Source organism: Hymenobacter lapidiphilus, from assembly GCF_013377885.1.
Lineage (GTDB): Bacteria > Bacteroidota > Bacteroidia > Cytophagales > Hymenobacteraceae > Hymenobacter > Hymenobacter lapidiphilus.
In genome coordinates, this window is record NZ_JABKAU010000002.1 from 127,767 (window position 1) to 141,968 (window position 14,202).

The following is a 14,202-nucleotide window of genomic DNA, read 5'->3' on the forward strand; positions in this document are numbered from 1 at the left end:
ATTCTTCGCTTCGCTCTGAATGACGTTCCACTTTACTATTTACCCCCTCCTCAACCCATGAAAATCTATACCAAAACCGGCGACAAGGGCCTTACCTCGCTTATTGGCGGCACGCGCGTGCCCAAATCCAGCTTACGCATCGAGTGCTACGGTACCGTGGATGAGCTGAATTCCTATATCGGCCTGGTGCGCGACCAGCCCGTGAACGAGGCCCGGCGCACGCTGCTCAAGGAAATTCAGGACCGCCTGTTTACGGTGGGTGCCTCGCTGGCTTCCGACCCCGAGAAGTCGAAGATGAAGATTCCGGACCTGCACGCCGAAGATGTGGAGCTATTGGAGCAGGAGATGGACCGCATGAACGAAACGCTGCCCGAGTTGCGCGTGTTTGTGTTGCCCGGGGGCCATCAGTCGGTATCGTTTGCCCACCTGGCCCGCTGCGTATGCCGCCGGGCCGAGCGGCTGGTCATTCACCTGAACGAGGACGAGTTCGTGGCCGAACTGGTGATTATGTACCTCAACCGGCTTTCCGACTACCTGTTCGTACTCAGCCGCCAGATGGCCCACGAGCTGAATGCCGAGGAAGTGAAGTGGGAGCCGCGCATGTAGTACAACTGGCTAACAGGCGTTAGGCAGCTTACGCAGAAATTTTGCATCTTTAAACTCAGCCAGCTAGTACAACTGGGCTGCTGTAGGCTGATAAACCACTGGCCACCAAACTTTCCGCGGTCCGGCCGGCAATTCATTTCCGGTGGGTACCGGGCCAAATCAGGTGCCGCCGTGGGTCCTGAGGCGGCGGCCGGCCAATTCATTCTCTCTTTCTACTCCACCATCCCACCCCATGCTCGATACGCTCACTATTTCTACCCAGCGCACCAGCGCCCCGCGTCTGCCCGGTATCGATTTCGCTCAGCTTGATTTCGGCAAAACCTTTGCCGACCACATGCTGGTAGTTGATTACCACGACGGGCAGTGGCAGGAGCCGCACATTGTGCCTTATGGCGATATGAGCGTAAGTCCGGCCAACTCGGCCATTCACTACGGCCAGTCGATTTTTGAGGGCATGAAGGCCTATAAGAACCACGACGGCGAGGTAGCCCTGTTCCGCCCGCTCGACAACTTCCACCGCTTCAACGCCTCGGCCCGGCGCATGTGCATGCCCGAGCTACCCGAAGAGGTCTTCATGCAGGGCCTGTTGCAACTCATTCGCCTCGACAGCGGCTGGGTACCCACCGACGCGGGTAGCGCCCTCTACATCCGGCCATTCATGTTCGCCACCGATGCCATGCTGGGCGTGCGGCCCTCCGAATCGTACCGCTTCATGGTTATCACCTGCCCGGTAGGTCTGTATTACGCCAAGCCGCTGCGGGTACGCTTCGAGGAAACCTACGTGCGCTCGGCCGAAGGCGGCGCGGGTGCGGCCAAAAACGCCGGCAACTACGGCGCCGCCATGTACCCCACCAAACTGGGCCAGCAGGAAGGCTACAACCAGCTCATCTGGACCGATGCCTCCGAGCACAAATATGTGGAGGAGTCGGGCACGATGAACGCGCTGTTCATCATCGACGGCCACTTGGTTACGCCTGCCCTGAGCAGTTCCATCCTCGACGGCATCACCCGCCGCAGCGTGCTGCAGCTGGCCCGCGACTGGGGTATGCCGGTAGAGGAGCGCAAGGTGTCAGCCATCGAAATCCTAGATGCTCAGCGCAATGGCACGCTTCAGGAAGCCTTTGGCGTAGGCACCGCCGCCACCATTGCCACCATTGCCGTTATCGGCTACCAGGGCCACGACTACGAGCTACCCACGCCTCCGGCCGATGCTTTCTCGCGGCGCGCCACTGCTGCGCTGGCCGCCATTCGGAATGGCGAGGCGCCCGATACGCATGGCTGGATGGTACGCGTATAGCCCCAGGCTACTTTTTTCGTAGCTCTCCGCCGCGGGAGCTACTCCGGCATAGAGCCGGTCTCCGGCTTTTGGGCGGGGACCGGCTCTGTTGCGTCCGGCGATAGTATTTTCCCGACCTTTACCCTTTGCCCAGCCTCTGTGCCGGCTCTTTTCTTATTTTAGTATCCACACTTTTTTTCCTATGACCCACGACCAGGTGAAGGAATTGAAGGGCCGCGCCGAGGCCCTGAGGAGGTATCTTTGACTACGATGCCCGCAAAGAACAGGTAGAAGAAATTGAGGGCCAGACCACGGCCGCCGGCTTCTGGGACGATTCTAAGCAGGCCGAAGCCACCATGCGCGAGCTGAAGGGCATCAAGGTCTGGACCGACGACTACGAAACCGTTGAAAAGCAGGTCGACGATGTGGAGGTGCTCTATGAGTTCCACCGCGAAGGCGACGTGCCCGAGGCCGAGATGCAGCGCGAATTCTCCGCCGCCGAGCAGTCCGTGGAGCGCCTGGAATTCAAGCGCATGCTCTCCGACGAGGAAGACCAGCTTTCGGCTGTCATAGACATCAACCCTGGTGCCGGCGGTACCGAAAGCCAGGACTGGGCCGAGATGCTCATGCGCATGTACATCATGTGGGGCGAAAAGCAGGGCTTCACGGTACGCCAGCTCAGCTACCAGCCCGGCGAAGGGGCCGGCATCAAGTCGGCTTCACTCGAAATCGATGGCCAGTTTGCCTATGGCTACCTGAAAAGCGAAATCGGGGTACACCGGCTTGTGCGCATGTCGCCTTTCGACAGCAGCGGCCGCCGCCACACCTCTTTCGCCTCGGTATTCGCCTACCCCGTGATTGACGATACCATTAATATCGAAATCAACCCGGCCGACATCAGTTGGGACACCTTCCGGGCGGGCGGGGCCGGCGGCCAGAACGTGAACAAGGTGGAAACCGCCGTGCGCCTCACGCACGCGCCCTCCGGTATCATCATTGCGGTGCAGATTGAGCGTAGCCAGCTCATGAACAAGGAGCACGCGTTACGCATGCTCAAGTCGCGCCTCTACCAGATTGAGATGGACAAGCGCAACGCCGCCCGCGACGTGGTAGAAGCTGGCAAAAAGCGTATCGACTTCGGCTCCCAGATTCGTAACTACGTGCTTCACCCCTACAAGCTCATCAAGGACCTGCGCACCGGCATCGAACGCACCGACGTGCAGAACGTGCTTGATGGCGACCTGGAGGAGTACATCAAGGGCTATCTGATGCAGAGTTAGCAATAGATATGTTCATTCTAACTGTACACGGCTCACGCTTAACAGTCATAGTGAAGTCATTCTGCCGCCAACTGCATTGATTATAAACAAAAAGGCCACCCAGATTGGGTGGCCTTTTTGTTTGATCATACTCCAATTCAGGGAGTAGGATTGGCAGCATCAAATGCTTTTTCAGCAGCTGGTCTCTCCAGGTTTGGGAACAACTTGAAGGGAGTGGTGGAGAAAGGAAGCGTTTGGTTAGGAGCTACCTGCGTACGCAGACGGTCCAGACGGCGCAGATCGACGAGACGGTGGCCTTCATAAAAGAGCGAGTAGCGACGCTGACGCAATATCTCGTTGATATATGCCTCCAGATTGGGAAGTTGAGCAGCCGTGAGGGCTGGTAACCCACCAGCACGGGTGCGGATAACATTGATATCGGCCAACGCACCTGCTAAGTCACCGGTATTGGCACGTGCTTCTGCTGCAATCAGAAGCAACTCCTCATTACGAATAATGTCAAGGGGCGAATTCTGAGTGGGAAATACACGGGCTTCATATACGCCGGTGATACCGCCTACTGTAAGTGGCGTGGTGCGTATTGGAGCCTTGGCCAGACGCAGGTCGCCAGTTTCAGCTTCAGTCACAAAGTTGGTCGGTACCGATACCAGAGCTGAAGGGCTACCATCAGCTACCTGGAAATACGCGTTACCGGCATCAGAAGCTGTGGTAGCGCTGAACACCATTTTAGGTCCCAATCCCAGAGCAGCGGTACGGCTGTAGAAAGAAGCACCTATTGCTGTTAGTGCGCCCGCGTAATCTTTTTGGTATAGAGCCACACGAGCAGCGAGGCCTCGGTTTACCTGAGCAAAGGTGGCTGGCGCATTGAAACCAGCATAGCCCGAAGACAAAGGGAAGAAGAAAGTGGAGCCAGCAGCCCCAAGATTGGTATTCGCTTCGTCGAGTTGCTGCCGGATGTTAGTCAAGGCTGCGTCTCGCGCTACGAATGGGCCGGGCCGCTCAATGTTATCAAGGTCAACACGAATACCATTGTCGCCCTGTAACATAAGCAAGTGCAGCTTGCTCAGTGCCTCATAGGTTCGGGTGAAACCGTCTACGCCAGATTTCTGAGTGGCATCAATAACGGAGCTGTTTGCGGCCGAAGCACGAAACACCCGTGCGGCCCGACCTACACGCGCGAAGCCCGTGTACTGCCCATTATAGAAGGCAGCGTCATCGAGTTGGTTGATCGAGGCCGTGGGAGATGCCCTGCCCTGCAACTCAAAATACCAGCGGCTTTCTGTTTGAGCCAGCACAGTTACTTCGCGGCCCAAAGTACCGAGAACCTGGTTGTTAGTGCTATTGCCAAGGTGGCCGAGGCGAAGCGAAGCTTCTGTACCAACAGCTAATGCGTTGAGTTGAGGCAACGAAGCGTTAGTGAGTACGCTTTCGATGCTGGCATTATTGGGGTCAGTTACAGAATCGATTTGGGTCAGATCATCGCACCCCGCCAGTAAAAGTAGCGTGGCCAACGAGCCACTCGCAAGCAGCGAGCGGCGGAAAGTCGGAGAAGTCAACATAAGTGAAACAGTCGGGCTGTTAGAAGTCTAGATTCAAGTGGAAGAAGATACGCCGCGTGTTCGGGAAGCTGGTTACATCGACTGCGGCAGCGCTAGACTGCGCTCCGAACAGGGAAACTTCGGGGTCGTAGCCTCGGTAATCAGTGAACGTAAGCAAGTTGTTGCCCGACACACCCACTCGAATGTTGCGTACAGCATCGTTCAAGAGGGAAGCCCGCAGGGTGGCAGGCAGCGTGTAGTAAATACCTGCCTCACGCAGACGTACGAAGCCGCTGTTCTGGATGAACTGCTGAGCAGAGCTGAAATCCTGCCGCTGCTGACCGTTTACAACACCGTCACCATCATCATCCTGGCTCCAGTCTTCGGTCGTGCCACCTTCGTCTTTCAGCAGTTCGCTCAGGTTACTCACGTAAGAGTCTTTGCGCCAAGCCAGCAAGAACGACACCTCCAACGCCTTGGCGATGGTGAAGCTGTTCGTAAACGACATGTTAAACTTCGGCTGAGCTTCCTGGAAACGGGTTAGGTTGCTGAAGGTATTGGGGTTATCGGTGCGGCTGGCGGGGTTACCGTACCAGCGCGTAGGCGATTCACCCAAGGCAAATACGTTGCGGCCAAAGCTGCTGCCAAAACCTGCGCCTGTAGCGAAGGCAGGCACCGTAATGCGCGTTACTTCGCTGCGGTTAAACCAGAATAGAGTAGTAGTATTCCAGGTAAAGTTATCTGAGCGCACAGGTACACCGCCGAGCGATAGTTCGATACCGCGGTTTTGCAAGTCACCTACCGGGAAGGCCTGTATCGAGGTAACACCAGTGGATGGCGCCAGTACGAACGTGTTGATCAGGTCTTTGGCCACCTTATTGTAAGCAGTTGCCTCAAAGTTCAAACGGCTCTGGAACAACGATACATCAAGACCAAATTCCAATTCAGTAGCCCGCTCTGGACCAATGTTCGGATTGCCTACTACTGTTGAGGGCAGGAATCCTACCCGGCCACCCGTACTCACGTTGGTGAGAGGCGAGAACGTAGCACCAAAGAATGCCGGTGCTCCGGTTTCACCGTATGCAGCCCGAACTTTCAGCAGGTTTAGAGCTGGCAGATCGAACAAGCCGAAGTTGCCAATATTAACAGCTAACGAGGCCCGTGGGAAAGTGTAGTACTTGTTTGGATCACCGTTGCGGCTCGACTTATCAAAGCGGACACCAACCGTGCCTATAATCCGGTCACGGTAGTTAACTTCCTGCTGAGCTACATGGCCAATGTCCTGCTCCGATTGCAGAAGCACTTGCTGCGTAACCAGCGAGCTACGGTTAGGGCTGAGCGGCGTACCAGGTGCCAGATTCTGTCCCTGGCTATAGCTCAGGTTGGAGTTGAGGCCGAGCCGAACCGAGCCAACTTGCGAAGTCAGGTTGATTCCTTCTCCCAAAGTCCAGTCGTAGATCAGGAATGCCTGTAAGTTGGAGTTGAAGAACTGGTTTTTCGCAATCCGGACAGCACCTGGGTTAGGCAAATTCCGCTGCGACTGTAAGTCGGCTGGCAGAGCCAGTGTGGCGTCGCTGCTCGAGAAATCGATACCGCCCTGTGCAGATAGGCGCAGGGAAGAAGTACCCTTGGTAAAGATGCGCCAGGTACCAGTAGCCGCCTGATTGGTTCGGTTGGTGGTTTCTTCGTTGACAGCCCGCTCTACGATAGCCAGTGGGTTGTCGCCACCGTATGGGTTATTGGGGAAATTACCCAGGTCATCGCGCTGTAACTGCGCATAGCTTGGTAGGTAGGCCAAGGTATAGCCTAAGCTAACGCCCACGTTGTCGTTACCAGTAAAGCCCCGACGGTTTTGCGAACGGTTGTAACCCGATGACAAGCTCAAGTCGATTTTGTCGCCCAGCTTCTGATCAACGTTAGCCCGAATAGAGTGGCGGCTGAAACCGGTCCGCTTTACAATGCCTTCCTCATCGGTAGTCGTACCCGATACGTAAAACTTTGTTTTTTCGGAGCCCCCCGATACACTCAGTGAAGTGTTACGAATAAAGCCCGTATTGCCAAATATCTCCTTCTCGTAGTCAATAAACTGACCATTTGCTGCTGCCAGAGCCGCCTTCTCACGGTTCCGATTGGCTGTAACGGAGGCTGTCTGGGCCGCCGTAGGGTTGGCAGGAAGAGGGAAGAAGGTATCTATTTTATCATTAGTCCAGTCTTCCTTACCTAGCAGATTCCACGCTTTAGCGAAACCAATATCCTGCGTAAAGCTTACACGAGTTTGCCCAGCCTGACCACGCTTGGTTTTGATAATGATTACACCCGCATTGGCACGCTGGCCGTAAATGGCGGCAGCGCTGGACCCTTTCAGCACTGTAATGCTCTCAATGTCGCTGGGGTTAAGATCGGACAGACGGTTAGTACCGTTATCCTGGTTAGTGCGACCAGCTCCGCCCGAGGCGCCTGTGAAGGCGGCGCTGCCAGCGCCGTTTCCAACCTCTGCGCTAATCGCATATACACCATCGATAATGTACAGCGGCTGGTTGCTACCCGTTAGAGTGGAAAGGCCTCGTAGCTGAACCGAAATACCTCCACCAGGAGCTCCTGATGTCTGCGCGATATTGGCTCCCACAATTTTGCCACTCAGCGCGGCGTCCATCGTTACCGGGCGTGTTACGCCTACCAGTTCCTTAGCAGAAACAGTCGTTACTGTATTAGCTAGGTTCTCGCGCTTAATGGTCGTAGCCAAGCCGCTGATTACCACTTCCCCCAACTGCTTGGAGTCGGTGCTCAGCCCCACACTGATGGTGGTGGCAGTACCGATGGAGCGCTCAATTGTCTGAAAGCCGATGGAGGAGAAAACGAGCGTAGTAGCCGTAGCCGGTACGTCGAGTGTATAGGATCCATCTGAATTGGTAGAGGCCCCAACGGTAGTGCCTTTCACCAGCACCGTAACGCCCGGGATTCCCTGGCCAGTGGCACGGTCCGTGACCTGCCCTGAAATTTGCCGGTTCTGCGCGGCCGCCTGCTGCAACAGGACAGGCGCGAGCAGCGCGGCGGTCAATAAAACTTTTCGCATGTGAGTGAAAAAGGAATTGGTGGAACAAGAAAGCAAAGACCTGTTTAATATTGTGATATTCGAAACGTTTATCACATCTTCCGCTAAAGTAGCCAACCTATTCGAAACTTGTTAAAAAAGCCTTAAAGATTTTTGCAAAACATTAAGACACACCTCGCTAAATGCTGACGTTCTTTAAGTAGCCCAAGTCCTGCTGGCCATTACTAAACTGTATTTATCAGTCCGGCCGCCAAGGTCCGGTCGTTGCTCAGACGAGGTACTTTGTTCTGGCCTCCCAGTTTGCCTAAAGACTTCATATACACCTGAAAAGACCCGGGTGACAGTGCAGTTAGCTGCAGGGGAGCCAGAATGTTGCCCGTGCGCAAGTCATTGTAGTAAGCGTTTCGCTGCTGCAGGCCGGTATCGAGCGCGTCAGCAAAGGCGGCCGGGTTGTGGGGGGGGCGGGCAAACTCGATCAGCCATTCGTGGCGCGAAGGCGTGGCTGGGTCGTTGCTGACCAGTGGGGCCACAGTGAACTCGATTACTTCGGCCTCGGGGTGCGCCGCCAGCGCTGCACGCAGGCTCTGCTCGACTTCCTCGCCGATAACATGTTCGCCGAAGGCCGACAAGAAGTGCTTGATGCGGCCCGTTACGACCACCCTAAACGGGTAGCGGCTGACGAAGCGTACAGTGTCGCCGAGACTGTAGCCCCACAGGCCGGCGTTGCTGGTAAGCACCACGGCATACTGCTGGTCGAGCTCAATTTCGGCTAGCGTGAGGCGGGGCGGATTAGGCTCGAAGAACCGCTCGGCGGGAATGAACTCGTAGAAGATGCCGGCGTCGAGCAACAGCAGCAGTCCGGGGTTGCCCGGCTCATCCTGGAACGCCAAGAAGCCCTCGGAGGCCGGGAACAGCTCCAGGCTATCGACGGGCCGACCGATGGTATCGAAGAGCTTGCGGCGGTAGGGCTCGAAGTTAACCCCGCCGTACACGAACAGGCTAAAGTCGGGGAAAACCTCCCCCACCGGCCGACCGGTGCGAACCACCACGCGGTCGAAGTACATCTGTACCCAGGGCGGAATACCCGAAATGAGCGTCATCGGGGCAGGTAGCGTTTCGTCCACAATCCGCTCCAGCTTCTGCTCCCAGTCCTCTATGCAGTTGGTATTGTAGCTGGGCAGCTGGTTACGGCGCAGATAGGCTGGCACATGATGGTTGACGATACCCGACAGCCGGCCGACATGGATACCGTTGAGCGTTTCCAGCTCCGGCGAGCCCGACAGAAACATCAGCTTACCATCGAGGAAACGACTTTTGCCGGTGCGCTGCACGTAATGCAACAGCGCGTCGCGGGCCCCGTTGAGGTGGTTGGGGATACTGTCGGCGGTGAGTGGGATGTACTTGGCGCCGCTGGTGGTGCCGCTGGTTTTGGCCAGATACAGCGGACGGCCGGGCCAAAGCACATTGGCCTCGCCGGTTTTCATGCGCTCGAACCAAGGCAGCAGCCCCTCATAGTCGCGGACGGGCACACGGGCGGCCAGGTCAGCGGGGGTGCTGGCGCCGGTCAGGTCGTGGGCTTGGCCGAAGGCAGTGCGGGCACCCTGAGCCAGCAGGCCGCGCAGCACCCGCTGCTGGGTGCCAATGGGGTCGTGCTGCCAGCGGGCGTACTGGCGGACGATGTAGGCAGCCAGTGGCCGGCTAAGAGTGGCTTTCAGACCCATCGGATAGAGTTAAACAGGAAAACTACGGTATACTGTGCGGCAGTCATCCAAAGGTACCTTTCGCACCTATATATATAGGAGTAGCGGGCGTCGCCTATCCTTTCGCCCCCGGCCCGCGTATGGGGAGCTACAGATTTCATACTTCAGCTTTCAACCCTACAACCATGACCAACCAACGAGGAACTGCCGTCTGGAACGGCGATATTAAAGGTAGCGGCGAGATTTCGACCCAGAGCGGTACCGTTAAGGCCCCCTACTCTACCGGCGCCCGCTTCGAGGGCGAGAAGGGTACCAACCCCGAAGAGCTCATCGGAGCTGCCCACGCCGGCTGCTTCACCATGTTTCTGACCAGCGTCCTCACCAAGGACGGCAAGCAGGTCAAGCAGATTACAACTGAGTCGAAAGTGACGCTCGATACGTCGGGCGAGGTACCGAAAGTGGTTAAAATTGCGCTTAGCACCGAGGGCGAGGTGGAAGGTCTCTCACCGGAGGAATTCCAGCAGTACGCCGAGAAGGCCAAGGAAAACTGCCCAATGTCGCAACTGCTGAAGGCAGTGCCCGAAATGACGCTGGCTTCGGCGAAGCTGAAGTAAGCGGTACCGACCGGCGCGGCGTTCAGGCTACTCAGCCGGCCGCGCCGGTTTTTTATTCCGCCTTCGGGCAATCTCCTCTCCAGGAACCCTACTACATGGCCTATCAACGAGGCAACGCCGTTTGGCGCGGCGGTATTACAGGCAAGGGCGAAGTGTGGTCGCAGAGTGGTGCCGTGCGGGCCGTTTATGCAACCGGCGCGCTGGTAGACGGCCAGAAAGGCACCAACCCCGAAGAGTTACTGGCCACGGCGCACGCCAGCTGCTTTACCATTTTTCTGGCCCGACTGCTGAGTCTGGATGGCAAACCTGCCCAACACATCCAGACCGAATCGAAGGCGACCATCGACACCTCGGGCGACGTGCCCAAAGTAGTGGGTATCAACCTGAGTACCGAAGCCGAAGTAGCCGGTCTGACGCCGGAGGAGTTCCAGCAGTACGCCGAAAACGCCAAGGAAAACTGTCCTATCTCGCAGTTGCTCAAGGGCAGCCTCGATTTGCAGCTGGTAGCTGCCCGGCTGAAACAGGCCCCGGAGTCGGGCAACTAAAAACAACTCCTTACTTTTACGGCTTCCTCCGGCTCTCCCCCGCCCCCTATGAACCCTAATTCTACCCGTGTCCGTCTTCGGCCAGCCAATACGCAACGTATTCCCTTCTGGGGTCAGCTTTTTCTGGGCCTGATGTGGGTGGCCTATACGGTTTCGCTGATTATAACCGATGCGGGAGCCACCGACATGTACTTCCTGCACTACGTGTTCCTGGTGTTCAGCCTCGTATACCTGGGCTATGTGCTGGTGCATAATGCCCCGATTTTCGGGACCCAGAGCTATCTGGAGTTCACGCCAGGCTACATTGTGCACAAGGAAGGACTGTTCAAAGCCAAACAGGCTTTTGCTGCCGAAACCATCCAGGCACTCGATATGGGCGGGCAGCAACTGCGCCTGCGCTTAACCGACGGCAACTCGCACGCCCTCAGCCTGCGCCAGGTACGAGGCCTGAAGCGTCGTCGCCTCATGCGCGACCAGGTACAGGCCTTCGCGACCAAGCACAATATCCCACTGAAGGCCTAGCTGTTAGCTGTTAGCTGTTAGCTGTTAGCTGTTAGCTGTTAGCTGTTAGCTGAAAAAACGAAGAAGGCCCCGCACTCGGTTGAGTGCGGGGCATTGTTTTTAGATAGATTCGACTGAATTTTCCGAAGCTAATAGCGAACCTGTTTAGAAAGTGTCCGCTATTTAAAAGAACGTCATGCTGAGCTTGCCGAAGCATCTCTACCGCTTCGTAGCAGTCGTTCAGCGAAGCGGTAGAGATGCTTCGGCAAGCTCAGCATGACGTGCTACTTGACTTCCTAAACAGCTTCAATGGCTTGAATATGCTATCTGCCAGCGAACTTCTTGCGCAACTCCACAATAGTAGAGCGGAACGACTTATCGGAATCAATCAGGTCGGAGACGGTTTGCACCGAGTGGATGACGGTGCTGTGGTCGCGGCCGCCGAAGTGGTGGCCGATGCTTTTGAGTGAGTGGCTGGTGTGCTCCTTGGCGAAGTACATGGCCACCTGCCGCGCCGTTACCACTTCCTTCTTGCGGGTTTTGGCCTTCAGCAGCTCCAGCGGCACACTGAAATACTCGGCGCAGGTTTTCTGAATGAAGTCGAGGTTGACCTCGGCCTCCACTTCCTCGATGATGTGGCGCAGGGCCTGCTTGGCCATTTCGAGGTCGATTTCGCGGCGGTTGAGGCTACTTTGGGCCACCAGCGAAATCAGGACGCCTTCCAGCTCGCGCACGTTGGTGTTCACCGAGTGGGCCAGGTACTCCACTACCTGGGGCGGAATATCGATGCCATCCTGCTGCATCTTGTTCTGGATGATGGCCATGCGGGTTTCGAAGTCGGGACTCTGCAAATCGGCCGTCAGGCCCCACTTAAAGCGCGAAAGCAGCCGGTCTTCGAGGCCCACCAAATCGCGCGGGGGGCGGTCGGAGGTCATCACAATCTGCTTGCCGGCCTGGTGCAGGTGGTTGAAGATGTGGAAGAACATTTCCTGGGTCTTGTCCTTGCCCGACAGAAACTGCACGTCGTCGAGAATGAGGATATCGACGAGCAGGTAGAAGTTGGCGAAGTCCTGCACCTGATTGGAGCGCAGGCTTTCGATGAACTGGTTGGTGAACTTCTCGGCCGACACGTAGAGCACGAACTTATCGGCGTTGGTGGCCTTGATGTGGTTGCCGATGGCCTGCACCAGATGGGTTTTGCCCAGGCCCACACCCCCATAAATCATCAGGGGGTTGAAGCTGGTGGTGCCGGGCTTGTTGGCCACGGCCAGCCCGGCCGAGCGCGACAGGCGGTTGCAGTCGCCCTCAATGTAGTTTTCGAAGGTGTAGGTACCGTTAAGCTGCGACTTGAGGTAGTCGCGGTCGATGCTTTTGCTGGCCTCGAAGGGGTTGCGCAGAATGTTGGGGGCCGGCGCGGGCCGCACGGCAGCGGCCGCCTCGTTGCGGGCCGACGACGCCTGGGCACCATACGCCACCGAGGCGGCCGCGGCCGTGTTCGAGGCGGTTGGCCCGGCCGCCCGGCGAGCGGTAGGCAGGTTCAGTGTACGCGGCTTCTGCTGGGCATTACCCTGATCTACCACGATGCTGTACTCCAGCCGCCCTTCTACGCCCAGCTCCTGGTGGATGGCCCGCTTGAGCTCCTCGACATAGTGCTCCTCCAGAAACTCGTAGAAATAGGTGCTTGGCACCTGAATCAGGAGCACATTATTGTGCAACTGCACCGGCACAATGGGTTGAAACCATGTGCGGTAGCTCTGCTCACCAATCGTTGATTTGATGACGCGAAGACAATTAGCCCAGACCGTATGGCAATCCTTCGACATCAAACAAACAGGGCAAAAGCAACGTGGGTGCGGGTGAGTACAGGACAGATAATGCGGGTGCCGCTACACCGCATTTTTTTTGGAGGGAGACAAAAATGTGGAAAACTCAGGAGACAAAAAACCCTATACCGGCTTGTATTTCATCCCATTTTAACACGTCTCTAATCTCACCCTTAAACTAGGCGGCCGAAACCGGGAGCACAACGGTAGAAGCTACTGTAGGGCGGCGCGATTTGCGGGCAAATGCGTAATCGATACGGCCCACATTAATACCCGACCAGCCAACCTGGTTGACGAGCGTGGTGTGGCCGTTGGGTCCGGCCACGGGCTCGGGTTTCTCCAGAAACGTGTGCGTGTGGCCGCCCAGTATCAGGTCGATGCCAGCTACCTGAGTGGCCAGTTTAATGTCGTCAATTTTGTCGCTGGCGTACTTGTAGCCCAGGTGCGAAAGGCAGATAACCATATCGCAACGCTCGGCCCCACGCAGACGCGTCACCATATCGCGGGCTATGGCCACCGGGTCGAGGTACTTGGTAGCCCCGAAGTTCTTGTCTTCCACGAGGCCGGCCAGGTCGAGGCCCACGCCGAACACGCCAATGCGCACACCCTGCTTTTCGAACACCTTGTAGGGCTGGAAGCGGCCGGCCAGCAGCGTGTCGGTGAAGTCGTAGTTGGCGCTCAGGAACGGGAATGTGGCGTTAGGCAGCTGCTTGTGCAGGCCTTCGAGGCCATTGTCGAAGTCGTGGTTACCAAGGGTGCTGGCGTCGTAGGCCATCTGGCTCATGAGCTTGAACTCCAGCTCGCCCTGGAAGAAGTTGAAGTAGGGCGTACCCTGCCAGATGTCGCCCGAGTCGAGCAGCAACACGTTGGGCTCCTGCTGGCGCACCTGCGCTACCAGGGCCGCGCGCCGGGCCATGCCGCCCATGCCGGCCCACTGTGCCGCATTCTCCGGAAATGGCTCAATGCGCGAATGCATGTCGTTGGTGTGCAGAATGGTCAGGCGCACCGTTTTATCATCGGCGGCGGCTACGGCTGGCACGGCGGCCGCCCCCATCACGCCCAGCGAGGCTACGCCCAGGCCGGTGTACTTCAGAAATTCGCGCCGGTTGATCATAATCACAGATGTTGCAGATGGAGCAGATAACGCAGAGGCTGGCAGCAGCTTGCAACGCACAGCAGGGAAACACAGTATTGAAAACCAGCAGGCAGCCTGGTTGCCTGTGGCAAAGGAGTTCGGCTGCGGAAGCAGGCAGTTGCCACTGCCGCA

The 14,202-nt window shown here is 57.1% G+C and carries 11 protein-coding genes; 6 read left to right on the forward strand and 5 right to left on the reverse strand.

Translation table 11 applies throughout. From position 1 onward, the window contains the following. Positions 1-57: 57 nt before the first annotated feature. From HW554_RS01705 to prfB, 3 genes are all read left to right on the forward strand, one after another. The gene (locus HW554_RS01705; protein ID WP_176900233.1) at positions 58-606 is read left to right on the forward strand and encodes a cob(I)yrinic acid a,c-diamide adenosyltransferase; all 549 of its coding nucleotides are present in this window, start codon (positions 58-60) and stop codon (positions 604-606) included. A 232-nt stretch (positions 607-838) separates the two neighbouring features. Further along, on the forward strand, positions 839-1,903 hold the full coding sequence (locus HW554_RS01710) for a branched-chain amino acid aminotransferase (protein ID WP_176906617.1): 1,065 nt from the start codon (positions 839-841) through the stop codon (positions 1,901-1,903). Positions 1,904-2,084: 181 nt separating this feature from the next. Further along, positions 2,085-3,162 (forward strand): peptide chain release factor 2 gene (gene prfB, locus HW554_RS01715; RefSeq protein WP_176906618.1). Its coding sequence is split into 2 segments (ribosomal slippage): positions 2,085-2,144 and positions 2,146-3,162, totalling 1,077 coding nucleotides; the frame shifts between segments, so codons are not numbered across the junction. 137 nt (positions 3,163-3,299) lie between these two features. On the opposite strand, the gene HW554_RS01720 is transcribed toward prfB, so the two are convergent. The 3 genes from HW554_RS01720 to HW554_RS01730 form a co-directional block, all read right to left on the reverse strand. Further along, entirely contained in the window at positions 3,300-4,721 is a 1,422-nt protein-coding gene (locus HW554_RS01720; protein WP_176906619.1) for a RagB/SusD family nutrient uptake outer membrane protein, read from the reverse strand. A gap of 19 nt (positions 4,722-4,740) precedes the next feature. After that, on the reverse strand, positions 4,741-7,773 hold the full coding sequence (locus HW554_RS01725; protein WP_176906620.1) for a SusC/RagA family TonB-linked outer membrane protein: 3,033 nt from the start codon (positions 7,771-7,773) through the stop codon (positions 4,741-4,743). Positions 7,774-7,976: 203 nt separating this feature from the next. Then, positions 7,977-9,473 (reverse strand): GH3 auxin-responsive promoter family protein, encoded by a 1,497-nt coding sequence (locus tag HW554_RS01730; RefSeq protein ID WP_176906621.1) that lies wholly within the window; start codon positions 9,471-9,473, stop codon positions 7,977-7,979. Between the two features lie 164 nt (positions 9,474-9,637). Here HW554_RS01730 and HW554_RS01735 point away from each other — a divergent pair, with 164 nt between their 5' ends. The 3 genes from HW554_RS01735 (at position 9,638) to HW554_RS01745 (ending at position 11,133) form a co-directional block, all read left to right on the forward strand. Continuing rightward, entirely contained in the window at positions 9,638-10,066 is a 429-nt protein-coding gene (locus tag HW554_RS01735) for an OsmC family peroxiredoxin (protein ID WP_176906622.1), read from the forward strand. Positions 10,067-10,161: 95 nt separating this feature from the next. Then, on the forward strand, positions 10,162-10,611 hold the full coding sequence (locus HW554_RS01740; protein WP_176906623.1) for an OsmC family peroxiredoxin: 450 nt from the start codon (positions 10,162-10,164) through the stop codon (positions 10,609-10,611). A 48-nt stretch (positions 10,612-10,659) separates the two neighbouring features. After that, the gene (locus HW554_RS01745; protein WP_176906624.1) at positions 10,660-11,133 is read left to right on the forward strand and encodes a hypothetical protein; all 474 of its coding nucleotides are present in this window, start codon (positions 10,660-10,662) and stop codon (positions 11,131-11,133) included. A gap of 302 nt (positions 11,134-11,435) precedes the next feature. Here the strand turns inward: HW554_RS01745 and dnaA are convergent, their stop codons facing one another. Together dnaA and HW554_RS01755 are read right to left on the reverse strand one after the other, a co-directional pair. Beyond that, on the reverse strand, positions 11,436-12,935 hold the full coding sequence (gene dnaA / locus HW554_RS01750; RefSeq protein ID WP_176906625.1) for a chromosomal replication initiator protein DnaA: 1,500 nt from the start codon (positions 12,933-12,935) through the stop codon (positions 11,436-11,438). A gap of 178 nt (positions 12,936-13,113) precedes the next feature. Then, a complete protein-coding gene (locus HW554_RS01755; protein ID WP_176906703.1) occupies positions 13,114-14,049 on the reverse strand; it encodes a bifunctional metallophosphatase/5'-nucleotidase in 936 nt (311 codons plus the stop codon). Between the last annotated feature and the right edge of the window lie 153 nt (positions 14,050-14,202).